The 22,574-nt window shown below is 63.3% G+C and carries 23 protein-coding genes and 2 pseudogenes; 7 read left to right on the top strand and 18 right to left on the bottom strand.

Annotated elements, in window-relative coordinates:
• Window positions 1–106: 106 nt before the first annotated feature.
• Entirely contained in the window at window positions 107–1,462 is a 1,356-nt protein-coding gene (locus tag G454_RS0100970) for an alanine/glycine:cation symporter family protein (protein WP_027717069.1), read from the top strand.
• A gap of 101 nt (window positions 1,463–1,563) precedes the next feature.
• On the top strand, window positions 1,564–2,709 hold the full coding sequence (gene alr / locus G454_RS0100965; RefSeq protein ID WP_027717068.1) for an alanine racemase: 1,146 nt from the start codon (window positions 1,564–1,566) through the stop codon (window positions 2,707–2,709).
• 100 nt (window positions 2,710–2,809) lie between these two features.
• On the opposite strand, the gene G454_RS22245 is transcribed toward alr, so the two are convergent.
• From G454_RS22245 to G454_RS0100940, 5 genes are all read right to left on the bottom strand, one after another.
• Complete coding sequence (locus G454_RS22245) at window positions 2,810–3,100, bottom strand: transposase (protein WP_245574262.1); 291 nt, start codon at window positions 3,098–3,100, stop codon at window positions 2,810–2,812.
• Complete coding sequence (locus G454_RS17160; RefSeq protein ID WP_245574261.1) at window positions 3,030–4,091, bottom strand: RNA-guided endonuclease InsQ/TnpB family protein; 1,062 nt, start codon at window positions 4,089–4,091, stop codon at window positions 3,030–3,032. The genes G454_RS22245 and G454_RS17160 overlap by 71 nt, the downstream gene beginning before the upstream one ends.
• Window positions 4,092–4,248: 157 nt before the next feature.
• Window positions 4,249–4,509 carry a CZB domain-containing protein gene (locus G454_RS22005; protein ID WP_245574263.1) on the bottom strand — a complete coding sequence of 87 codons (261 nt, stop codon included), beginning with the start codon at window positions 4,507–4,509 and terminating at the stop codon, window positions 4,249–4,251.
• Between the two features lie 106 nt (window positions 4,510–4,615).
• On the bottom strand, window positions 4,616–6,976 hold the full coding sequence (gene hypD / locus G454_RS0100945; RefSeq protein WP_027717066.1) for a trans-4-hydroxy-L-proline dehydratase: 2,361 nt from the start codon (window positions 6,974–6,976) through the stop codon (window positions 4,616–4,618).
• Between the two features lie 3 nt (window positions 6,977–6,979).
• Entirely contained in the window at window positions 6,980–7,891 is a 912-nt protein-coding gene (locus tag G454_RS0100940; RefSeq protein WP_035106287.1) for a glycyl-radical enzyme activating protein, read from the bottom strand.
• A 138-nt stretch (window positions 7,892–8,029) separates the two neighbouring features.
• Here G454_RS0100940 and G454_RS20150 point away from each other — a divergent pair, with 138 nt between their 5' ends.
• Both G454_RS20150 and ltaE read left to right on the top strand, forming a co-directional pair.
• Window positions 8,030–8,728, top strand: a complete 699-nt coding sequence (locus G454_RS20150) for an HAD-IB family phosphatase (protein ID WP_051275733.1) — start codon at window positions 8,030–8,032, stop codon at window positions 8,726–8,728.
• Window positions 8,725–9,759, top strand: coding sequence for a low-specificity L-threonine aldolase (gene ltaE / locus G454_RS0100930; protein WP_027717064.1), 1,035 nt, complete (start codon window positions 8,725–8,727; stop codon window positions 9,757–9,759). The genes G454_RS20150 and ltaE overlap by 4 nt, the downstream gene beginning before the upstream one ends.
• A 4-nt stretch (window positions 9,760–9,763) precedes the next feature.
• On the opposite strand, the gene G454_RS0100925 is transcribed toward ltaE, so the two are convergent.
• Window positions 9,764–10,483: a TerC family protein gene (locus G454_RS0100925; RefSeq protein ID WP_027717063.1), complete on the bottom strand. Its 720-nt coding sequence runs from the start codon at window positions 10,481–10,483 to the stop codon at window positions 9,764–9,766.
• 227 nt (window positions 10,484–10,710) lie between these two features.
• Between G454_RS0100925 and G454_RS0100920 the strand changes: the two genes are divergently transcribed.
• The 3 genes and pseudogenes from G454_RS0100920 to G454_RS22825 all read left to right on the top strand — a co-directional run.
• A complete protein-coding gene (locus tag G454_RS0100920) occupies window positions 10,711–11,814 on the top strand; it encodes a coiled-coil domain-containing protein (RefSeq protein WP_027717062.1) in 1,104 nt (367 codons plus the stop codon).
• Window positions 11,815–11,863: 49 nt separating this feature from the next.
• A pseudogene (locus G454_RS22830) lies at window positions 11,864–12,250 on the top strand (sugar diacid recognition domain-containing protein); the annotation flags it as partial.
• A 156-nt stretch (window positions 12,251–12,406) separates the two neighbouring features.
• A pseudogene (locus tag G454_RS22825) lies at window positions 12,407–12,724 on the top strand (methyl-accepting chemotaxis protein); the annotation flags it as partial.
• On the opposite strand, the gene G454_RS17150 reads toward G454_RS22825, so the two are convergent.
• From G454_RS17150 to G454_RS0100855, 12 genes are all read right to left on the bottom strand, one after another.
• Window positions 12,717–14,054, bottom strand: a complete 1,338-nt coding sequence (locus G454_RS17150; protein WP_156896603.1) for a DNA recombination protein RmuC — start codon at window positions 14,052–14,054, stop codon at window positions 12,717–12,719. The pseudogene G454_RS22825 and the gene G454_RS17150 overlap by 8 nt on opposite strands.
• Window positions 14,051–14,671, bottom strand: a complete 621-nt coding sequence (locus G454_RS0100905; protein ID WP_027717060.1) for an AAA family ATPase — start codon at window positions 14,669–14,671, stop codon at window positions 14,051–14,053. Before G454_RS0100905 ends, G454_RS17150 begins: the two co-directional genes overlap by 4 nt.
• Window positions 14,672–14,775: 104 nt before the next feature.
• Window positions 14,776–15,801 (bottom strand): beta/alpha barrel domain-containing protein, encoded by a 1,026-nt coding sequence (locus G454_RS0100900; RefSeq protein ID WP_027717059.1) that lies wholly within the window; start codon window positions 15,799–15,801, stop codon window positions 14,776–14,778.
• Window positions 15,802–15,813: 12 nt separating this feature from the next.
• Window positions 15,814–16,596 (bottom strand): enoyl-CoA hydratase/isomerase family protein, encoded by a 783-nt coding sequence (locus tag G454_RS0100895; RefSeq protein ID WP_027717058.1) that lies wholly within the window; start codon window positions 16,594–16,596, stop codon window positions 15,814–15,816.
• A gap of 17 nt (window positions 16,597–16,613) precedes the next feature.
• On the bottom strand, window positions 16,614–18,158 hold the full coding sequence (locus G454_RS0100890) for an acyl-CoA carboxylase subunit beta (protein ID WP_035106284.1): 1,545 nt from the start codon (window positions 18,156–18,158) through the stop codon (window positions 16,614–16,616).
• Between the two features lie 12 nt (window positions 18,159–18,170).
• Window positions 18,171–18,422, bottom strand: coding sequence for a hypothetical protein (locus G454_RS0100885; RefSeq protein WP_027717056.1), 252 nt, complete (start codon window positions 18,420–18,422; stop codon window positions 18,171–18,173).
• Between the two features lie 219 nt (window positions 18,423–18,641).
• Window positions 18,642–18,959, bottom strand: a complete 318-nt coding sequence (locus tag G454_RS20145) for a spore coat protein (RefSeq protein ID WP_051275732.1) — start codon at window positions 18,957–18,959, stop codon at window positions 18,642–18,644.
• A gap of 47 nt (window positions 18,960–19,006) precedes the next feature.
• Complete coding sequence (locus tag G454_RS0100875) at window positions 19,007–19,264, bottom strand: hypothetical protein (protein ID WP_211229880.1); 258 nt, start codon at window positions 19,262–19,264, stop codon at window positions 19,007–19,009.
• A gap of 37 nt (window positions 19,265–19,301) precedes the next feature.
• Window positions 19,302–20,198 carry a radical SAM protein gene (locus G454_RS0100870; RefSeq protein WP_027717054.1) on the bottom strand — a complete coding sequence of 299 codons (897 nt, stop codon included), beginning with the start codon at window positions 20,196–20,198 and terminating at the stop codon, window positions 19,302–19,304.
• 33 nt (window positions 20,199–20,231) lie between these two features.
• Window positions 20,232–20,459 (bottom strand): hypothetical protein, encoded by a 228-nt coding sequence (locus G454_RS0100865; protein WP_027717053.1) that lies wholly within the window; start codon window positions 20,457–20,459, stop codon window positions 20,232–20,234.
• Window positions 20,460–20,569: 110 nt separating this feature from the next.
• The gene (ychF, locus tag G454_RS0100860; protein ID WP_169719290.1) at window positions 20,570–21,670 is read right to left on the bottom strand and encodes a redox-regulated ATPase YchF; all 1,101 of its coding nucleotides are present in this window, start codon (window positions 21,668–21,670) and stop codon (window positions 20,570–20,572) included.
• Complete coding sequence (locus tag G454_RS0100855) at window positions 21,667–22,500, bottom strand: carbon-nitrogen hydrolase family protein (RefSeq protein WP_027717051.1); 834 nt, start codon at window positions 22,498–22,500, stop codon at window positions 21,667–21,669. The genes ychF and G454_RS0100855 overlap by 4 nt, the downstream gene beginning before the upstream one ends.
• Window positions 22,501–22,574: the final 74 nt, after the last annotated feature.

Here is a 22,574-nt window from a genome sequence, read left to right as displayed (position 1 = left end):
TTGCCGAAAGCTGGCACAGGTTTTGCTCGCCAAGTCAAGAATGTAAAATGTTAAAGCAGGCCCGCTGTTCCGTCCCCAAATTCAAGCGTGAGAGGTGGTACACGGTATGCAAGCCCTGGAGACGTTTTTAGGCAAGCTGAGCGACATCGTCTGGGGCCCGCCCATGCTCATCCTGCTGCTGGGCACGCACATTTTCCTCACCTTCCGCCTGGGCATCATCCAGCGCTACCTGGGCAAGGCCATTAAGCTCTCCTTTACCAGGAAGACCGAGGGAGAAGGCGACATCAGCCACTTCGGCGCCCTCACCACGGCCCTGGCGGCCACCGTAGGCACCGGGAACATCGTGGGCGTGGCCACGGCGGTGGCCGCCGGCGGGCCGGGAGCCGTGTTCTGGCTGTGGATCACCGGCGTCTTCGGCATCGCCACCAAGTATGCCGAGGCCCTGCTGGCGGTGAAGTACCGCATCACCAACGAACGGGGCGAGATGGCCGGCGGGCCCATGTACGTCCTGGAGCGGGGCTTAAAGATGCGCTGGCTGGGGATGCTCTTTGCCCTCTTCACGGCCATTGCCGGGTTCGGCATCGGCAGCTCGGTCCAGGCAAACTCCATTGCCGAGATGCTCAAGACTTCCTACGGCGTTCCCGGCTGGGCCACGGGTCTCGTCCTGGCTTTTCTCACCGCCCTGGTGATCATCGGGGGTATTAAGAGCATTGCCCGGGTCTGCGAGCTCCTGGTGCCCTTCATGGCCGTATTTTACATCCTGGGCTGCCTGGCCATCTTAATTGTTAACTACCAGGCCTTACCAGGGGCCATCGCCCTGATTTTCAAGAGCGCCTTTACGGGCCAGGCAGCCGTGGGGGGCTTTGCCGGCGCCACCGTCATGGCCGCCATACGTTACGGCGTCGCCCGCGGCCTCTTCTCCAACGAGTCCGGCCTGGGCAGCGCGCCCATTGTCGCCGCCGCCGCCCAGACCAGCAACCCGGTGCGGCAGGCCCTGGTGTCCAGCACGGGCACCTTCTGGGACACCGTGGTCATCTGCGCCCTCACCGGCCTCGTCCTGGTGACCACCGGCAGCTGGACCACGGGTTTAAAAGGCGCCGCCCTGACCAAGCAGGCCTTCAGCACCCTGGGCATTATCGGGCCCCTCACCCTCAGCGTGGGCCTCTTAACCTTCGTCTACTCCACCATCCTGGGCTGGTCGTATTATTGCGAAAAGGCCGTGGAATATCTCTTTGGCACCCGCGCCGTCTACCCCTACCGCTGGCTGTGGGTGTTAATGGTCTTTGTGGGCAGCGTGACCACGCTTAAAGTCGTCTGGTCCTTTGCCGACATCGCCAACGCCCTCATGGCCATCCCCAACCTCATTGCCCTGCTGGCCCTAAACGGGGTGATTGTAGCCGAGACCAGAAAGTACCTGGGCGAAGAGCGGGTCCTGCCCGCATACTCCTCCAGGCAAAGTTAGGGCGGGGCAAAGCCTCCGGAATAAGCACCCGGGGATGGAACAGCGGTCCTGGTTTTTATAAAATACTGGTGTTAGGCTGTTGCTGAAGGTGGTGGGCTTTCGTGGCGCAGGGGCAAGTTCCCGCCCGTACCTGGGCGGAAGTGGACCTAGAGGCCATTGGCCACAACCTCCGGGAAATTAAAAAGCTCTTGCGGCCCGGCGTGCGGGTAATGGCCGTGGTAAAGGCCGACGGGTACGGCCACGGCGCCCTGGAGGTGGCCCGCGCCGCCCTGGGAGAGGGCGCCTCATTTTTAGGCGTGGCCACGGTGGAAGAGGGGATCAAGCTCCGCAAGGCAGGCCTCACATCCCCCATCCTGGTGCTGAGCTCCTGTCCTCCGGAGCAGGCCGACCTCATCATGGCCCACGACCTGACCCCCGCCGTCTTTTCCCCCGCCCAGGCCGAAGCCCTGGCCCGGGAAGCCTTTAACCGCGGCAGGAAGGTCAAGGTACACCTTAAGGTGGACACCGGCATGGGCCGCCTGGGACTAAGGGGGCCGGAGGAGGCGGCGGCCTTCTGCCGTCGCATAAGTTCCTGGCCCCTGGAAATAGAGGGCATCTTTACCCACTTTGCCTGTGCCGAGGAACCCAGTAAGGAAAAGTCTTCACGCCAGCTGGAGGGCTTCAGGGAGGTTTTAAAGAGGCTGGAGGAGGAAGGTGTTTGCCCGCCCCTGCGGCACGCCGCCAACAGCGCCGCCGCCCTGGAGTTCCCTCCCGCCCACCTGGATATGGTGCGCATCGGCATCTCCCTCTACGGCTACCACCCCCGGGGTAAAGGGGCGGGAGGGCCGGACCTCCGCCCGGCCCTGAGCTGGAAGGCGAAGATCACCCAGGTCAAGCGCCTCCCCCCGGGCAGCCCGCTCAGCTACGGGTGGACCTACACCACCAGCGCGGAGGAGATAATTGCCACCGTGCCGGTGGGCTATGCCGACGGCTACCGGCGGGCGCTTTCCAACCGGGGCTGGGTCCTGGTGCGGGGGAAAAGGGCACCGGTGGTGGGCAGGGTGTGCATGGACCAGCTTATGATCCGCCTGGACGAAGAAGTGGCACCGGGCACCCAAGTAACCCTTTTAGGCTGTGAGGGAGAGGAAAGCATTACTGCCGACGACCTTGCATCGTGGGTAGATACCATTAGCTACGAAGTGCTGACCTCCATAGGTCCGCGCGTGCCCAGGATCTACCGCCACGGTGAGGTAGCGCCAAATGGGTAGTTCTGGGGCCTGGTTGGGATTTTAAGGCCGCCCATAAGGGCGGCTTTAACGTTACGGTAGGGTTGACTTCCTCACCCAGGGTTAAAACCCGGGGATTCCTTCAGGCGGCTCGCGCCGCCATCCGGTTGCCGCTCGCCGCATACAGCGTACCGGCGGCAGATTCGAAGCGGCTCACCCACCGGTGGCGGTCCCACCGGAGGGCGAGCGGCTTCAGGGGCGTGGCCTCCGCCCCGTGCCCCTTCGAGGAGCCCAAAAGCAGTATGTTGAGCGCCGCGTTGGCGTCAGCGTGCCAGACGCAGCCGCAGTTTTCGCACGCCACCTTATGCCTGGCGGGACGCTTGACGGGGGAACCGCAGACGGCACACCCGGAAGAGGTGCCGCGCGGCTCCACGGGCACTACCCGTATCCCGGCCCGCGTACAGGCGGCCTCGATGAGGTTTCTCAGCTGTCTCACGGCCCAGAAGTTGTGCACCAGGAGGTTCTTCGGCCCGAAGTCCATGTCCTCCCGGATGCCCGTCAGGGGGGTCTTCGAGGAACAGGGTGGTCACGCGGTGCTGGGACAACGTGCGTGCGATTTCCGCGGCCAGGGCCAGATAAGCGTGTCTGAGCCTGCGGGCGCGAGTTTGGTAGAGCTTCCTCAACTGCCGGGAGGTTTTACGCCCGGCCCGGGCAAGCCTTGCCTGCTCTTCTGCAATTCGCTTCGTCCAGTACAGGAAGTCTTTCCAGACTTTGCGACCGGAGAAGAGAATCTGGCGGCTTACACCTTCGATGGCCAGGGCTGCCAGTATCCTGGCTCCGAGGTCTAAAGCGGCGTATTTCTCAGGCTTCGCTTTTCGCTCCGGTTCCGGCACTTCCACGACCTGGTGGGCGTACCAGCGCTTCTTCGCCCGGTCGTACCTGAGTTCCAGGGTTTTGGGGGTACCATGGAAGCGCAAGACACCCTTCGTGCGCAGGACCAGGCGGCCTCCATGCTTTTCCCGGAGATCCCGCGGTAGTGTGAGGGAGAGGGTGCGGGAGTTCAACGTGTAGGACGTGGGCGCCTTGACGGGGATGACGCAAAACGTGCGCTTTCCCGTCCGGCGGTCTTTCCAGTAGCGGGGTATGCGCGGCGGCCTCTCCAGTTCGCCTTTCCGGTACAGCCGCAGGCAAGCAAAGAAGGAGTCCCACGCCTTCCTCGCTTTCTTGATGACCTCCTGCCCTATGTGAGCGGGCAGGGCACGATACGCCGGGTGCTCCTTGAACTCGGAGCACAGAGCCGCATATGAAGGCACGGGTTCTCCTTTAAAGAAGGCCTGCCTGCACCTGTACTGGACGGCATTCCAGAGGGCAGCACAGCGGTCCCCGATGGTTTCGAGCACTTGCCTCTGTTGCTTGCCGGGCAAAACCCGGACAACGTTTGTTCGCCTCATGCTTCCATTTTAGCACACCCGGCTGCCGCTTTCATCCCCAGGCTTAAAAGCCGGGGCCTTCAGCGGCGGACTTTCTGGTAACCTCACCCCGGGGCGCTGCTTTTCCTGCTCCAACTAACGGCAACCGGGCCTACGTGCGGACGATTTCCCTCTTTAGGGCCACGAAACAGCGCAGCAGCTCCAGCGATGTGCGGGCCAGTTCTTCCGCCTTTTCCGCCCGCGCCTCCTCTGCCAGGTCCGCCCCTATGGCGTGGAACACCCGGTGCGGCTCGTCTATGGCCCGCCAGGCGGGCAGGTGGCCGAAGCGCTTTTCCCCCTCGCCGCGGTACCACCGCCCGAAGGCGCATTCGGTGTGGTCGGGGAGCCTCTCGCCCGAGCCCGCCTTTGCCACCAACCGGCCATCCCGCCAAATTATTGCACACTTCCTTGCCGGTGGCAAAAAAATTTGGGCCACTCCTCGTGGCCCGGCGGTGAAAAAGGTACCGGCAGGGGTTAGGTTACAGGGCGGCGTGCTCCGTGCGGGCGATGATCTCCTCCTGGAGCTCCCGGGAAAGGTCACAGAAATAGTCGCTGTAGCCGGCCACCCGCACCAGGAGGCCCCGGTACTCCTCGGGCTTTCGCTGCGCCTCGCGGAGGATCTCGGAACTGATGACGTTAAACTGCACGTGGTGGCCGCCCAGCTTAAAGTAGGTCCTGATCAGGCGGGCAAGCTTCTCTATCCCCTCCTCGCCGCTTAAAACCTGCGGGGAAAACTTCATGTTCAGCAGAGTGCCGCCGGTCCTGGCGTGGTCCATCTTGGCCATGGAAAGGATGACCGCCGTGGGGCCCTTCCTGTCCATTCCCTGCACGGGCGAGATGCCCTCCGAAAGGGGCTTGCCGGCCAGGCGCCCGTCGGGGGTGGCCCCGGTTACCGCCCCGAAGTAAATGTGGCAGGTGGTGGGGAGCATGTTGATGTGGTAGGTCCCGCCCCGGGGAGCCGGGCGCCCGTCCACGGCGGCAAAAAATGCCTGGAAGGCCCTCCGCATGAGCTCGTCGGCGCGGTCGTCGTCGTTGCCCCATTTAGGCGACTTGTTAAGGAGTAATTGCCGCAGCCTCTCGTAGCCGGCGAAGTTCTTTTCCAGCGCCAGGAGCAACTCCTCCATGGACACGGTTTTCTCCTCGAAGACGTGGTACTTTATGGCGGCCAGGCAGTCGGTAAGGGTGCCGATGCCCACCCCCTGGATGTAGGTGGTGTTGTAGCGGGCCCCGCCGGCGTTGTAATCCCTCCCCTTCTTTATGCAGTCGTCAATGATGATGGAGAGGAAGGGCGCGGGCATCTCCTGCGCGTAAATGGACTGCACGATGGCGTTGCCCCGGATCTTAATATCGATGAAGTGGCGCAGCTGCGCCTCCCAGGCGTTAAACAGCTCGTCGAAGGTCTTAAAGCTCCTGGGGTCACCGGTGCGGGGGCCCAGCTGTTTCCCGGTGCGGGGGTCAACACCGTCGTGCAAGGCCAGCTCTAAAATTTTCACCAGGTTAAAGTAGCCGCTCAGGATGTAAGCTTCCTTGCCGAAGGCCCCCGTCTCCACGCAGCCGCTGGTCCCGCCTTCCCGCGCATCCTCCAGGGCTTTCCCCTGCCGCAGCAGCTCTTCGACAACCGCATCGCAGTTAAAGACGGAGGGGTAGCCGTAGCCCTTGCGGATGACGCGGCAGGCCGCCTTTAAAAAGTGATCCGGGTTCTTGCGCGAGAGCTGGATGTTGGTGCCCGGCTGGAGGAGGTGCATTTCGTCTATTACTTCCAGCAGCAGGTAGGAAACCTCGTTTACCGCGTCGGTGCCGTCGGGGCGCACCCCGCCGATGTTGATGTTCACGAAATCGTTGTAGGTGCCGCTTTCGGCAGCCGTCACGCCCACCTTGGGCGGCGCGGGCTGGTTGTTAAACTTGACCCACAGGCACTCCAGGAGTTCCTTGGCCCCCTCGCGGTCCAGGGTCCCCTCGCGCAGGCCCCGCGTGTAAAAGGGCTCCAGGTGCTGGTCGAGGTGGCCGGGGTTAAAGGCGTCCCAGCCGTTTAGCTCCATGATCACGCCCAGGTGGTAAAACCAGTAGGCCTGCAGGGCTTCCCAGAAATCGCGGGGCGGGTAGGCAGGCACGCGCTCGCAGATCTCCGCAATGCGCAGGAGCTCGGCCCGGCGCCCGGCAGCGGCGGTTTCCGCGGCCATCCGGCGGGCCAGGGCCGCATGGCGGCGGGCAAAAATGATCATGGCCTCGGCGGCAATGTCCATGGCCAGTAATTGCTCGCGCTTGGCCAAGGCCTCCGGGTCGCGGGCAAAATCGAGCCCGGCCATGGCCTCCGCAATCTCGCGCTTAAAGTCCAGGAGGCCTTTTTGGTAGATCTTGCCGTCGGCAGCCGTATGCCCCGGCGCGCGCTGCTCCATGAACTCCGTAAAGACGCCCGCCTCGTAGGCATCCTTCCACTCCTGGGGCAGGCAGGCAAAAATCCTATCCCTGAGCGAGCGCCCCCGCCAGTAGGGGATGATTTCCTCCTCGTACATACGGAAGACCTCTTCCCCCACCTCGTAGCTCGTTTTTTCCCTGGTGCCGAGAATGCGCAGGTCCTCGAGGGAGTGACAGGTGAGCTCGGGGTAGGTAGGCACCCGCTTGGGGGCAGGCCCCCTCTCCCCGACGATCAGCTCGTCTTCCCCGATGTAGATGGTTTGGTGCTCGCAGAGGTACTTAAAGGCCATGGCCCTCATTACAGGCGGGGAGTACTTGCCCAGGTTTTGCTTGTAAAATTCGGTTATGAGCTTTGCCCTCTCGCCGTCTATGGCCGGCCTGGCCTCCAGCGTGCGCTCGCGCAGCCTTTTTATGCGGTCCCGCATTGCTCAACCTCCCACCTTCACTTCAAGGCCTTTTTCCCGGAAAATGCCGGCCGCCTCCTCCACTTCCTGCGCCGCCGGCTCTTTTAAGTGCCGCAGGCGGTATTCCCTTCCCAGCCTCCGGTACTTGTCGGCGCCGATGCGGTGATAGGGCAAAAGGTGCACACGCTTTACGCGGCGTAAGGAGGAAATAAAGCCGGCGACCTGCTCCAGGTTCTCGCCGTCGGTGATGCCCGGTATCAGCGGCACCCTCACCCATACCGCGGCCCCGAGCTCGTCGAGGAGGCGCAAATTTTCCAGCACGGGCCTGTTGGAAACACCGGTGTAGAGGCGGTGCCGCTTCTCGTCGATTATTTTGAGGTCAAAAAGGAAAAGGTCGGTATTGGCGGCCACCTCACGCAGAATGCCGGGGGAAGCATAGCCGCAGGTGTCCACCGCCGTGTGCAGCCCCCTTTCCCGGCAGGCTTCCAGGCACTGGAGCAAGAAGTGCGGCTGCATGAGGGGCTCCCCCCCGGAAAAGGTAACCCCCCCGCCCGACTCCTCGTAAAAGGCCCTGTCCCGCAGCACCTCCTCCAGCACTTCCCCCGCCGTCACTTCCCTCCCCGCCTTTTCCCTGGCCCCGCTGGGACACGCGACGGCGCAATCCCCGCACCGCCGGCAGGAATTATCCCCCTTCCCCGGGGAACTCCCGGAGGAGGGAGCGCGGGAGCAAAAGCTCACGCAGGAGCCGCAGCCGATACACTTTTCCGGCAGCAACAAAAGCTCCGGCTGCTTTTTCTGACCCTCGGGGTTGTGGCACCACCAGCAGCGCAGGGGGCAGCCCTTTAAAAAGACGGTGGTGCGTATGCCCGGCCCGTCGTGGATGGAGTAGCGCTGGATGTTGAAAATAATGCCCCTGTGGTTTTCGATAAGCTTCATCTTCCGCACCACATGTTTGGATAATGTTTAGATAATTTTAGCACAAGGTACCTCCAGCCAAAAGTAACCCTCTCAAATAAAGACGTAGGCCCGCACACAGGCGCGCGCCGTTGCCCGGGAAAACGGCGCGGTGGTATAATGCTGCCGGAGGAAGGTGAGCCCGCCATGCTGGAAATGGTGGCCTTTGATATGGACGGCACGCTGACCCCGGTGCGCAGTTCCTGGGAGTACGTGCACCGGCGGCTGGGGCTCTGGAGTGAACTGGCCGTGCGCTACCAGGAGGATTTCCTGGCCGGCAGGATATGTTACGCGGAGTTTTGCCGGCGCGACGCCGCCCTGTGGCGGGGCATGAGCAGGCGCCGCCTGGAAGAAGTGGTGCGGGAAATACCCCTGCGCCCCCTGGCACGGGAGCTGGTGCGGGCGCTGAAAGAGCGAGGGGTAAAAGTGGTACTCATTTCCTCGGGGCTAGATCTTTTAGCCGAGCGGGTAGCCGCAGAGCTGGACCTTGACGGCTATGTTGCCAACGGCCTGGCCGCGCGCAACGGGCACCTCACCGGGGAGCCCGTGGTGCGGGTTTCCCACGACGAGCCGGGAAAGCTGAAAAAAGACCACCTCCTGAGTTTTGTGGCCCGTTACGGCTGCCGGCGGGAGGCCGTGGCCGCCGCGGGCGACGGCCCGGGGGACCTGGACATGCTCTCCGTGGCCGCCCGGGCCTTTCTCCTGGCAGAGGACTTCCGGGAAGCCGCACGCCTCCGCGCCGCGGTGCCGCACCTGCGCGTGGTGCGCGATCTGGGCCAGCTGGCCAGTCAACTGGGCATACGGGAGCTGGAAAAATGAAGGTAATCGACCTGCGCAGCGATACCGTCACCGTCCCGGACAGGGAGATGCGGGCGGCCATGGCCGGCGCCGCGGTAGGGGACGACGTGTACGGGGAGGACCCCACGGTAAGGCAGCTGGAAGAAAAGGCGGCCGACCTGGTGGGCAAGGAAGCGGCCCTTTTCGTCCCCAGCGGCACCATGGGCAACCAGGTGGCCCTGCTGGCCCACACGGAAAGGGGCGATGAGGTCATCCTGGATGAGGAGGCCCACATCTACTACTACGAGGCCGGGTCCCCGGCCATGCTGGCCGGCGTGCAGCTGAAGCCGGTGGCGGGCCTCCTTTCGGAGCGCGGCCCGGAGGTGCTGCGGCGCGCCTTTCGCCCTCCTGACATCCACTTTCCTCCCACGCGGCTGGTCTGCCTGGAAAACACCTTCAACCGGGGCGGCGGCACGGTCATGCCTCCGGAAGTGATGCGGGAGATATTTGCCCTGGCCAGGGAAAGGGGGTTGGCCGTGCACCTGGACGGGGCCAGGATATTCAACGCCGCCGTAGCCTTGGGTTGCGACGTGCGGGAATTCACCCGCTACTGCGACAGCGTCATGTTCTGCCTCTCCAAGGGGCTGGGGGCGCCCGTGGGGTCGCTCTTGGCCGGGAGCCGGGAGTTCATCGCCAGGGCGCGGCGCTACCGCAAGGCCCTGGGCGGGGGTATGCGCCAGGCCGGCGTGCTGGCCGCCGCGGGGCTGGTGGCTTTGAAGAACATCCCGCGCCTGGCCGAAGACCACGCCAACGCCCGCCTCCTGGCCGAAGCCCTGGCCGGGATGCCCGGCATGAGCGTGGACCTGCGCACGGTGCAGACCAACATCGTGGTGGCCAGGCTCACCGGCGGATGGCCGGCCCCTGCCTTTGCGGAAAGGCTGGCGCAGGAGGGGGTAAGGTGCCACGCCATCGGGCCGAACGCCGTCCGCTTTGTCACCCACCGGGACGTAAGCCGCGCGGACATTGAAGCGGCCATCGCCATCATCGGGAAGGTCCTGGCCGGCGCGGCCTAAAACACTAGTTCCGCGTGGCCTGGCAGGAGGAGGCACCGGCCCTTTCCTTTTTCTCCCTCCCGGAGCAAACCCACCCGGCTGCCAGGACCAGAACCGCAACCGCTGCCGGGAATAGAACCTGCCACGGTAAAAAGGCCAGCCGGGAGTCGGCCAGCAGCCCCTGCACAAACCCGTCCTCCACCACCATTTTTCCGGCCGTCCAGCCAAGCACCGCCGCCCCGGCAAAGAGCAGCACGGGGTACTTTTCCACCAGGAATGAAACCAGCTGGCTTCCGCCCACGAGAATGGGCACGCTCAGCAGAAGGCCCAAAACAACCAGGTAGACGTTTCCGTGGGCGGCTCCGGCCACCGCCAGCACGTTGTCCAAGCTCATCACCACATCGGCTACAATAATTGTTTTTATAGCTTCAAAAAGACTTTTCGCGTCATTTAACGGGGTTACCTGTTTATCCGGCCACAGGAGCTTTAGGGCCACCCAGATCAGTAGCAGCCCTCCGATGGCGCTGAGAAAAGGAACGCGCAAAAGCAGGGTGGCCGCAGAGGTTAAAATTACCCGCAGGATAATTGCGCCCCCCGTCCCCCAAATCAGCGCTTTCCGCTTCTGGAGCGGCGGCAACCCGCGGCAGGCCATGCCGATGACCAGGGCATTGTCGCCGGCAAGCAAAAGATCGGCTACAACAATGGTAAACACGGCAAAAAGGACTTCTGCGTTAAGGAAGTTCATTTTAAGTTACCACCTCCTTGGAAAAATTAAAAAGACCTTCACCTGCTTAACTAGGCGAAGGTCTCGCAGGCGGCTGCAGGCCGCCCTGGCAGCGGGCGCTTGGCCGTACTGACGCCGCCAGGCTAGCTGCTACTCCCCTTCTTTAAAAAGGCATATGCTGCTCCCTGCGTAGCTATTCTACCAGACAGCCGGTGCACCTTGTCAAGGGCAGCGGACCTTTTTGGAGCGTGAGCCGCAAAGTGAACCCGGCAAGGCTAAAAACCCTCGCCGCGTGCCTGCTGGCCTGCCAGCTTTTTTTGCTCCCAGCCCCCCGCCCGGCCTGCGCCGGCCCGCCGGAGTCGCCGGCCGTTTTCCTTTCCCGTATGCTGGCCGTGGAGCTGCAAATAAAAGCGGTGCGGGAAAGGGAGGAGGAAAAGGCCAGGCAGGTGGAGTCCCTGCGGGCAAAAATTCTTACCGCCCAGAACGAGCTGCAAAGCCGTCGCCAGCAACTGGCCGCCGCCCAAAAGGCCTTTTTGCGCCAGCTGTCCTTTTTTTACCGGCTGGGGCCGGCCAGCCTCCTGGGGGTGCTCCTGGGGGCGGAAAGCTTCGGCGACTTTGTTAACCGCTCCTTTTTCGTCGGCGCGCTGCTGGCCCGCCAGGTGAGGCTTGTGGAAAGCATCCGGCAGCACGCGGCGTCTATCGCGGAAAGGCTGGGCGAGCTGGAAAAGCTGGAAAGCGACCTGGCCGGTGAGCTGGAAGCGCAGAGGCTCCTTTTAGCCCGGCTGGAAAGGCTGCGAAACGACAAAGCCCTCCTCGAGGAGCAACTGCGCTCGCTCCCGCCTCCCCTGGCCCGGGAGCTGCTGGAAACATCCCGCAGGTGGGCGGGGCTGCTCTTCGGCCTGCAGGGCACCATGGCGCGGCTTGGGGAACTGCCCGCCGGGACGCTCACCGCCGACCGCTTTTCCCTCACGGCCTCGGGCATGGTGGTGGAGATAAGCGAGAGCACCCTTAACCGCCTCCTGGACCTTGCCCGGGACGGCGCCCTGGAGGCCGTCTCGGTGAGGTTAAGCCCGGGAGGAGCAACGGTTGAAGGCAGGCTGGCCGGGGGCGGCGAGCCCTTTTACCTGGAAGGGGAGCTGGGCTTTGACAGGCGCGAAGGGGTGGTTTACCTCTCTCCCCGTGCCATCGGCCTGCAGGGCCAGGCCCTGGAGGGGGAACTGCTGGACTTCCTGGCCGCCTCCCGCTTCCTGGCCTGGAGGGTGGGGGATTTTGCGCCCCTGGAGGTGGCCTCCGTCACCGCGACCCAGGGCCGCCTGGCCATTACCCTGGCCGGGAGGAGTTTTCCCTTTTAGCAGCGAATGGTCAGACCATAGATAAATTAACATACAGGAGGGTAAGGAAGTGGAATTGCACAGGGAGGTGGCCAGGCAGATCACCGACTTCATCTACCAGGCCACCGGTCACCATGCCATCGTCTGCGACCGCACGGGAACCATCATTGCCGACTCTGCCGGCACGCGCCTGGGCGTGGCGCACAAGGGGGCCATGACCATCCTCTCGTCCGATACAGACGAGTACAGTGTCACCGCCGAGGAGGCCGCCGCTTCCGGGGGCACCATGAAGGAAGGCTTTAACCTGGCCATTAAAGCCAACGGAGAAAAGATCGGTACCTTTGGCATTGCCGGCAGGCTAGAAATCGTGCAGCCCATTGCCAGGATTGCCTCCGCCCTGGTGGTGAAAATGCTGCGGGACGAGGAGATGAAGGCGCGCATCCAGGCCCAGGCCCAGGAAGTGGCCGGGGCCATCCAGCAGGCCGCCCACGCCATCCACGAATACACCGCTTCTTCCCAGGAACTGGCCGCCACCAGCGAAACCCTTGCCCGGGAGGCCCAGGAGGCTTCCCAGCACGTCAAGAGCACCGCCCAGATCTTAAGCTTCATCCAGAACGTGGCCGACCAGACCAAGCTCCTGGGCTTGAATGCCGCCATCGAGGCCGCCCGCGCCGGGCAGGCAGGGAGGGGCTTTGCGGTGGTGGCCAGCGAGGTGCGCAAGCTGGCGGAGGAAAGCAGCCGCTCCGCCCGGGAGATAGAAAAAACCCTGGCCCAGTTCAGGGTTTCCATGGAAAAGGTAGCCAGGGGGATAGAGAGAAACAGCACCATCACCCGGGAACAGGCCCAGGCCATGGAGAAGATTGCCGAAATGGTGGAAAAGCTGGAGAGAATAGGCTCCCAGCTGCACGAAATGGCCGCCGCCCTTAAGTGAGGGCTTCCGGCGTGCGCAAGGTTTCCCCCACCCCTTCCAGGGTCCCAAGCTCCCTGCCCGGCGGAACGGCCCCCAGCTCTTTGAGGCGCCTTGCCCCCGGGGCCACCCGCCCTTCCCAGGAGCCCACGGCGCTGTTGTATGCCGAGACGGCCTTTTGCAGGCCGTCTTTAATTCTGCCCAGGTGCTCGCTGAACCTGCACAGCCGTTCGTACAGCTCCGCCCCGGCCTGGGCGATGAGGCGGGCGTTTTCGGTGAGCGCGTGCTGCTGCCAGGAGAGGGCCACGGCGCGCAAGAGGGCAATTAAGGTGGTGGGCGTGGCCAGAAGCACCCGGCAGGCGAGGCCGTCTTCAATGAGGTGGCGGTCCTGCTCTAAAGCGGCGGCAAAGAAGGACTCCCCGGGCAAAAACAACACCACGAAGTCGGGGCTCCTGTCAAACTGGCTCCAGTAGGCCTTGGAGGCGAGGGCCTGCATGTGCTCCCGCACGGCCCGGGCGTGCCGGGCAAGGGCCGCCTGCCGCGCGCCCTCGTCGCCGCTCTCCATGGCTTCCAGGTAGGCCTTCAGGGGCACCTTGGCGTCCACCACCACCGTCCTGTCACCGGGAAGCTTCACCACCAGGTCGGGCCGCAGCCGGCCCCCTTCCCCTTCCACCGGCACCTGCTCCGCAAAGTCGCAGTAGGGAGAAAGCCCCGCCACCTCCACCGCCCGGCGCAGGGTGATTTCCCCCCAGCGCCCCCGCACCTGGGGCATCTTCAGGGCCGTCACCAGGTTGCCTGTCTCCTTCTGCAGGAGCTGCTGCGTGCGCTGCAACTCCTCCAGCTGCCTCATGAGGCTGCCGTAGGCTTCCCGGCGGGCGCTCTCCATGGCCCTCACCTGGGCCTCGTAGCGGGCCAGCTCCTCCTTCAGGGGCCGGATGAGGGCATCGATGGCCTGCCTCTGCTGCTGGAGGTCGCCCCGCGCCTCGAGGACCACGCTTTCCAGCGCCTGCCTGGCCATTTGCACAAGGGCCTGGCTGTTGGCGTGGAGGGCGTCGGCCGACAGGGCCTTGAAAGTATCGGCGAGCCTGGCGCCCGCCTCTTCCAGGGCCCTCCTCTGCTCGGCCAGGGCCGCCTCCGCCCTCACGCGGCCTTCCTGCTCGCGCAGGAGCTGGTCCCGCAGCCCGGCCACCTCTTCCGACAGGCGCTCCACCTGCTGGCGCAGGGTGTCGCCAAGCAGCTCGGCAGAACGCGCGCGGGCCTCAAGGAACCTCTGGCGCCAAAGAGCCAGCAGGCCGGCCAGGAGAGCCCCCAGAGCCAGCCCGCAAAGAAACCAAACCGCCTCGCCAGGCATCATATTTCGCAGCTCCCGTTCCCCTTGGACAGCTCAAAGACCGAGGTGCAGCGCTTGCGCTTTTCCACAAAGCCGATTTTCTCCTTGACAATGCGCACGCGCGTCTCCAGGTCCCCGCTGACTACGGTGTAGGGCACGTTCATGAGATCCAGGAAATCCCTTATCTTGGTGTCCACCGCCAGGGCCATCTGGTCATCCTGGTAGCGGATGCCGTCCTTCTCCACGGAAAACTCCCTGGGCACGTAAAAGATGTCGTATTCCGGCAGGTCGCGCATGGCCCACTCGTAAAGTTTCATGAGGGCGTAGACTTCCTTGGGGTTCTTAAAGTCGCAGGTTAAGAGGCCGTACACGTAGTTTAAGATCGTGGCGTTGTCGCAGAAGATGATGTCGCAGTAGCTGAGCTCTTCCTCCCGGCGCTTCTGGCCTTCGTAAAGGAGGAACTGCTCAAAGATGCTCTTGGGAGGGCCGTACCAGGCAATGTAGGAGCGGGCAAACTCCAGGCAGACGTCGCTGATGTAGCCGGCCATGCTGTAGTCCACATCCAGCTGCTTGCACAGGGTCGTCTTGCCCGTGCCCGGCCCGCCCAGGATGGCAATCTTGCGCGGTTTCTTTTCGGCCATGCATACTCCCCCTAATGTTGCCGTGTTTTTATTTACACCATTCGCCGCTGGGCTACGCCTCCCCTCTCTTGCTGCGGCCAAAAATTAAAGGCCCCGGCGGGCCTTCAATCCAGTCCAAAGCCCGTGGGCCCCTTGGGTATGCGCCCGGTGCGGATGCACTCGCTCCGCAGCCGCCGCCCGACAATCTTTTCCACCATGCGCCCGATCTCCAGCACCCTGTCCACGTCCACCCCGGTGTCAATGCCCATCTCGTCCATCATCACCACCATGTCCTCGGTGCACACCAGGCCGGTGATGTTGGGGTCCTGGTAGTAGTAGGATCCGGTGCCGGCTACCGGCACGCCGTCCACAAAGTTGGCCGGCTGGCCGCCGATGCCCCCCAGGGTGCTCTCGTAGCGGATGATACCGGCCTGCAGGGCGGCCAGCACGTTGGCCAGCCCCCAGCCGCGGGTAACGTGGAAGTGGGCAATGTGCAGGTTCGGGTCGGGAAAGGCATCCAGGACCATGGAGAAGTACTCGTAAACCCTGTTGGGGGGAGCGGAACCGTCGTGATCCGCGTGCTCGATGTCGTCCGCCCCTAGCTCCAGAAACCGCCTGGTTACCTCCAGGGCCTTCTTCATGTCCGTGGGCCCCTCAATGGGGCAGCCCCAGATGGTGCTCACGGTGCCGTTGAACTTCAGGCCCGCGTCCTTGGCCTTCTTGATGCAGCGCTCCACTTCCGCCCAGTAGGCCTTGTGGTCCAGGCCGGAGTTCTTGATCTGGTGGGACTCGGAGGTGGAAACCATCATGAGGATGCGGTCGGGCCCGTAGCCTTCCTCTCTGGCCTTTATAGCCCGGTCCACAGCCCGCTCGCGGATGGTCACCGCCGTGAGCACCACGTCCTTTAGCTTGTCCTGCACCTTTTTACTGGTACGCAGCAGCTTGAAGAGCTCCTCCGCATCGGCAAACTGGGGCATGCCCCGAGGGTTGCCGAAGTTGGTAACCTCCAGGTGCTTAAAGCCCGCCAGGATGAGCTGCTCCAGCACCCACAGCTTGGCCAAGGTGGGGATGAACTTTTCCTCGTGCTGGAAGCCGTCCCGGACCGTGATGTCCCCCAGGATGACCTTCTTGGGATACTTTAATTCCGCCATCGGCACTCCCCCTCACCTGTTTTTGTACACCGGCTTTCTCTTTTCGTTGAACGCCCGCAGGCCCTCGTCCCGGTCCTCCGTGGCCAGGCACACGTTGTAGCATTCGGCCTCCAGGGCTAGCGCCGTGTGCAGGTCTAGCTCCAGCCCGTAGTTAATGGCCCGCTTGGCCTGCTGCAGGGCAATGGGGCCGTTCTGCACAATTTCCGCCATGATTTCCATGGTCTTTTTCCTGAGCTCTTCCGGCAGCACCACATAGTTGACCAGCCCGAGGCGGTAGGCTTCCCGGGCGTCGATGCGCCGCCCGGTAAAGATCAGCTCTTTGGCCCTGGCGCGGCCAATGAGGCGCGGCAGGAGCTGCGTGCCTCCCCCGCCGGGGATGATGGCTAGGCCTACCTCCGGCAGCCCGAAGACGGCCTTCTCCGAGGCCACAATGAAATCGCAGGCCAGGGCAAACTCGCAGCCGCCCCCCAGGGCGTAGCCGTTTACCGCCGCCACCAGGGGCTTTTTAAACATGGCCACGGCGGTAAAGGCCTTAACAAAAAGCTCCCGCTGTTTTTTCATTTCCTGCTTGCTCATGTCTTTTCTCTCTTTGAGATCCGCCCCCACGCAAAAGGCCTTTTCGCCCTCGGCGGTAAGCACGGCGGCAAAAATCTCGTCGTCCTGCTCGAGCTCCTCTAAGGCCGCCAGGATCTCCCGGGCCATCTGGGTATTCAAGGCGTTTAAGGCCTGGGGCCGGTTGAAGGAAAGGATACCCACCTTCCCCTCCCGCTCCAGCTTGATGGTTTCGTAACCCACCGGGTCGCCCCCCCTTTTTACACCGGATAAACCGGGTGCTTGCGCTCGGAAAAGCGCTGCCTCTTGGACTCGTACAGGCTAAAGCGGGCAATGAGCTCGGCGCGCAGGTCCTTCGGCCTGACGATGTGGTCCACTACCAGGTCGGAGGCCAGCCGGTAAATGTCGATGTCCTTTAAATACTCCTCCTGCTTCTGCTTAATGAAAGCGGGCCTTTCCTCCGGCGGCAGGGCGTTGATCTTGTTCTCGTAAACGGCCTTCACCGCCGCTTGGGGGCCCATCACGGCAATGCGGGCGCTTGGCAGGGCCATGCAGCAGTCGGCATCGTAGGCCGGGCCGCACATGGCGTACAGGCCCGCCCCGTAGGCCTTGCGCACGATCACCGAGATTTTGGGTACGGTGGCCTCGGCCACGGCGGCAATCATCTTGGCCCCGTGGCGGATGATGCCCTGGCGCTCCACGTACCCGCCGACCATGAAGCCGGGCACGTCGGCCAGGAAGAGCAGCGGGATGTTGAAGGCATCGCAGAGGGTGATGAAGCGGGCCCCCTTGTCAGCGGAATCCACAAAGAGCACGCCGCCCTTTTCTTTAGGCTGGTTGGCCACGATCCCCACCACGCGCCCGCCGATGCGCGCAAAGCCGGTGATCAGCTCGGGGGCAAAGAGCCTTTTAATCTCAAACCAGCTGCCCCGGTCGATTATGCGGTCAATCAGCTCGTACATATCAAAGGGTTCGCTTTCGTCAACGGGAATGATGTCCTCGATGTCCCGCCCTTCCGCCGGGGGCTCCTCCATGGCCATGGGCGGGCGGCCCATGTAGTTCTGGGGCATGTAGGTCAGGTAGCGCCGGCAGAGCTCAATGGCCTCCTGCTCCGTCTTGCAGAGCACATCCCCACAGCCGCTCACCGTGCAGTGCATGCGGGCGCCACCCAGGTCCTCCAGGGTGGTCTTTTCGCCGATGACCATCTCCACCATGCGGGGGGAGCCCAGGTAGATACTGGCATTCCCCTCCACCATGAAAACCACGTCGCAAAAGGCCGGGATGTAGGCGCCGCCTGCTGCCGAGGGTCCGAAGAGCAAGCAGATCTGGGGCACCATGCCGGACATTTTCACCTCGTTGTAGAAAATGGCCCCGGCGCCCCGCCTCCCGGGGAACATTTCCACCTGGTCGGTGATGCGCGCCCCGGCGGAATCCACCAGATAAATCATGGGCACCTTTAAGTCCATGGCCGTCTCCTGGATGCGGATGATCTTTTCCACCGTGCGCCAGCCCCAGGAACCGGCCTTTACCGTGGAGTCGTTGGCCATCACGCACACTGTGCGACCGTTAATCTTCCCTATCCCGGTGATCACCGCGTCGGCGGGAAGGTCGCCGGCCAGGTTGTTGGCGAAAAGGCCGTCCTCGCAAAAAGGCGCGTCACGATCCAGGAGGAGCTTGAGCCTTTCCCGGGCAAAGAGCTTGCCTTTGGCGGCATTGGCCTGGTGGTACTTCTGCGCCCCGCCGGCCTTGATGCGCTCTTCCTTGGCCACCAGTTCCTCGTCCAGGGTCCTCAAGTTCACCGCCACGCTCCCATCTCCTTACCACCTGTCTGGGGTTAAATCACGGGAGTCCATGAGCTCTACCAGTCCCGCCCGCTTCCAGGGGTTCTTTTGCGGACGAACGGCCACCACCCTCTCCCTTTCGCCGATAAGGCCGCCGGCCAACAAGGCCCCGCATATGGCCGCCACCACGGCGGGCCTCACACCAAAAGAATACAACTCCTCGTCCTGCCGCTCCCAGTTAACGTAATCCTCTTCCCACGGCCCCGCCGCAAAGCCACCCGCGCTCAAGGCAACCGCATACCTCCCCTCGCCAGAGATGCCTGGGGGAAAACGGGTTGCAAAAATACCGCCTGAAACGCCGCCCTCTACCCGAGCGGTAAAATAAGGGCCTCCAAAGGTCGAAAAGGCCACCCCAGCGGGCAAAGTGTTAACTCCAGCCCCCGGCCCGCTGTTTCCGATTGTTGACAAAAAAGACCGGGGATTTCCCCGGTCCCTGCCAGGTTTGCCTTACCAGGTGCGCGTTTCGGGGCCGGGCCCCACGGTGCCCGGCGCCACCCTGCCCATGGGGCCCTCGGGCCCTTGAATACGGGTGACCTCCGGCCCCATGGGCCTGCCAGTATAGACGGGGTCCAGCGGGTACCAGCCCCGCGCATGCATGAGGTCGAAGATCTGCTTCTGGGCGTTCATTTCCTCGTTGTTGATGTGAATGAGGGTGTTGCGCACTCGGTCGTTGGCCGCCTCCAGCACGGCCATGTGGTAGCCCATGGAAAGCATCTTGGTGCCGATAAGCATGTCGGTAAGGATATCCCGGTCGGTAAACTCCATTTTTCCACCCTCACCTCCCAATTTTACAAAAACACCGTTAAATGCCCCTAATGCCGCGCCAGGCCGCTTAGGCCCGCGTCTTGGAGCAGGTTGTTTAAGGTGCTGATGTGGCGCTGCCCCTTGTCAATGCAGGACTGCAGGAGCCCCTGGATGGCCGGGTCCCTGGTCTGGTTGAGGTAAAAGCGGGCCTTTTTCACGCACAGGTCCTCGGCCTTGAGCTGTTCCATGATGTGCAGCTTTTCCATTTCCGTCATGCGCCAGTGGTGCACGCCCACACACCCCCTTTCCAGGGGGTAGTATGCCAAAAAGACAAAAATTTATTCCCTTTGCCTGCTTTTTTATTTAAGGGTAGAGGCGGTAGAGCCCGCACCGCCTGGCTATCTCCCGCGCCTCACGGTATTCCTGCGCGGTAATGCGCCGGGAAAGCTCGGGATAACGGAAGGCCTCGTGAGCGGGGTAGTATTGGGCCATGATGTTGACAAAAGTGGCGGGGGATACTTCCCTGGCCAGAAACTCCATCACCGCCGCCGTGCGGGCCAGGTCCCCGGGCATCACCAGGTGGCGGACCAAAAGGCCCCGTACGGCAATGCCCCTCTCGTCCACCTCCAGGTCGCCCACCTGGCGGTGCATTTCCTTTACCGCCTGCTTGGCCACGGTGAAGTACTTCTTTGCCCCCGTGTAGCGCTCCCCCACCTCGTCGTCCCCGAACTTGATGTCGGGCATGTAGATGTCCACAATGCCCTCCAGCAGCCTCAAAACGGGCAGGGCGTCGTAGCCGCCGGTGTTATAAACCAGGGGGACGCTCAAGCCCTCCTGTACGGCCAGGTAAAGGGCCTCCAGTATTTGCGGCACGCAGTGGCTGGGGGAAACCAAATTTATATTGTGGCAGCCCATTTCCTGCAGCTCCAGCATGGCCAGGGCCAGCTCGCGGGCGGTCAGCTCCCTGCCCTCCCCGCACTGGCTTATCTCGTAATTCTGGCAAAATCGGCAGGCCAGGTTGCAGTTGGCAAAGAAGATGGTCCCCGAGCCGTAACGGCCCACGAGCACCTTCTCCTCCCCGAAGTGCGGCCCCCAACTGCTGACCACGGCCAGTCTCCCGGTGCGGCAAAACCCCTTCTCCCCCCCGAGGCGGTTCACGCGGCACACCTGGGCGCACACCCGGCAGTCCCGCAGCATTTCCACGGCCTTCTCCACCCTGGCGGCCAGCTCCTCCCTGCTCATGCGGCGGTAGCCCACCATTTGAGCGCACGCTCCTTTTAAAAGACTGCCGCTTTAAAGCTCGCGGCTGGCCTTCCCGGCAACCCGCGGTACCCCTATTTGCTTTAAGTACTCCACCACCTGCCGGGGAAACACGCCGCCGCTGGAGATCACCTCGCCGTCCACCAGCACCAGGGGCAGCGCCCCGTGCTCCGCAGGCGAAACGGAGCGGTAGGTGAGGGTCACGGCATCACCGTAAATGCGCTCCAGGAGGCCCTCCAGGAGCCGGTACTCAAACGGCAAAGCGCGCTCGCCAGGCGCGCAGTTCCCCCCGGGCAATCACCCCGGGCGCCCGGAGCCGTCGGCCGCATAGCTGCCCCACACTTCTACTTTGACCGGCACCGCCATCCCCCCTAAACGTTAAAGCGAAAGTAAATGACGTCCCCGTCCTGCACCACGTAATCTTTGCCTTCCAGGCGCACCAGGCCGCTTTCCCTCGCCCTGGCCATGGAACCAGCCCGGAAGAGGTCGTCAAAGGAAATCACTTCCGCCCTAATAAAGCCCCGCTCCATATCCGAGTGCACCTTTCCCGCCGCCTTTTTGGCCGTAGTGCCGCGGCGGACGGTCCAGGCCCTCACTTCCTCCTCGCTGGCGGTAAAGAAGGAAATGAGGCCCAACTGCTCGTAGGCGGCACGCACCAGGCGCTCTGAGCCCAGCTCTTCCACCCCCAGGTCGGAAAGGAAGGCCTGCCGCTCCTCCGGCGGGAGCTGGGCTATTTCCATTTCCAGCTGGGCGCAGATGGTGAAGACCTTCAGGCCCTTCTCCAGTGCTATTCTTTCCACCTTCTCCTGCCCCGGATACCGGCGGCTCTTAAACTGCTCCTCGTCGGTGTTTACCACGAGGATCATGGGTTTTTCGGTGAAGAAGCTGTAGTTCCTAAGGGCCAGCCTCTCTTCCTCCGTAAGGCCCGCCTGGTGCAGGGGAATTTCGTTTTCCAGGGCCTGCAAGCACTTGGCGAGCACCTCGAGCTCAAAGGCGGCTTCCTTGCTCATCTTTTTGCCGCTCCTGATGCGCTCCATGCGCCTTTCCACCAGCTCCAGGTCGGCCAGCAAAAGCTCCAGCCGCACCGTTTCAAAGTCCCGGTAGGGATCGACGTCCCCTTCCACGTGGAGCACCGCGGGGTTGCGGAAAGCCCTGAGCACGTGCACCAGCAGGTCCGCATTCCTGATGGCCTCCAAAAACTGGTTGCCGAGACCCATGCCCTCGCTGGAACCGCGCACCAGGCCGGGCACGTCGCTGCACTGCACCTGCGCGTAGGTCGTCTTGCGGGGTCTATAAAGGGCGGATAAAAAGGCCACGCGGCGGTCCTTCACCTGGGCCGCGCCCACGTTGACCTCCGCGCGGGAGCTCATGAAGCGGGAAGTCCGGGCGTTGCCCCTGGTGAGGAGGTTAAAGACGGTGGTCTTGCCCACCATGGGCAGGCCGATAATGCCGAGGGTCAGCAATGCTCTCACCCCGTTAAAAGCTCCAGCCGGTAGACGTCCTCGCGCCGGTGGCGCAGGAGCGGCAGTTCCCGGCGCACCTTTTCCACCCGGGCGAGGTCCACTTCGGCCACGAGGATCTCCTCGCCCTCCCCGGCGCGGGCCACCACCTGCCCCCAGGGGTCCACCACCAGGGAGTGTCCGTAGGCCACGTAGGCCGCACCGGGGTCCCGGGCCGGGGAAGCGCCGATGAAGTACGCCTGGTTGTCCACCGCGCGCAGGCGGAAAAGCAGCTCCCAGTGGGCCGGGCCGGTGGTCATGTTGAAGGCGGCGGGGACGGCCACCACCAGGGCTCCTTTCAAAACCATCAGCCGCATGAGCTCCGGAAAGCGCACGTCATAGCAGACCGCCACGCCCAGGGGCCCGAACTCGCAGGGTACCACCGTTACCCCGCTACCCGCGGCTAAAGTGCTGGATTCCCTTACCCGCAACCCCCCGGGAAGGTCCACGTCAAAAAGGTGCATCTTGCGGTGGCGGCCAAGCAGCGTGCCGTCCGGCGCAAAGACAAAGCTGGAGTTGTAGATCTTGCCGCCCTCCTCTTCCGGGATGGACCCGCCCACCAGGTAGACTCCCTCCTCCCGGGCCGCCCGGGAGAGCATCCGGAGGCTCGGGCCCTGGGGATAGCTTTCAGCATAGGAGGGAAAGAGCGCGGCCACATAGGGGCAATTAAACATCTCCGGCAGCACCACCAGGCGCGCGCCGGAGGCGGCGGCCCGGGCAATCATCTCCCGCGCGCGGCCCAGGTTTTCCTCCTTGCTTTCCGCCACCCGCATCTGGCAGACGGCTACCTTAAATTTCTGCACCCAACTCCCCCCTGTGAAAAAAAACCTCTGCTCGCGCAGAGGATGTGCATGCAAAATCCCAACGGGAACCGCTT

It is taken from the genome of Desulfovirgula thermocuniculi DSM 16036 (assembly GCF_000429345.1).
Classification (GTDB): Bacteria; Bacillota; Desulfotomaculia; order Desulfotomaculales; family Desulfovirgulaceae; genus Desulfovirgula; species Desulfovirgula thermocuniculi.
Note: the sequence above shows the minus strand (reverse complement) of the source record. Positions and strands in the feature narration are given on the sequence as shown.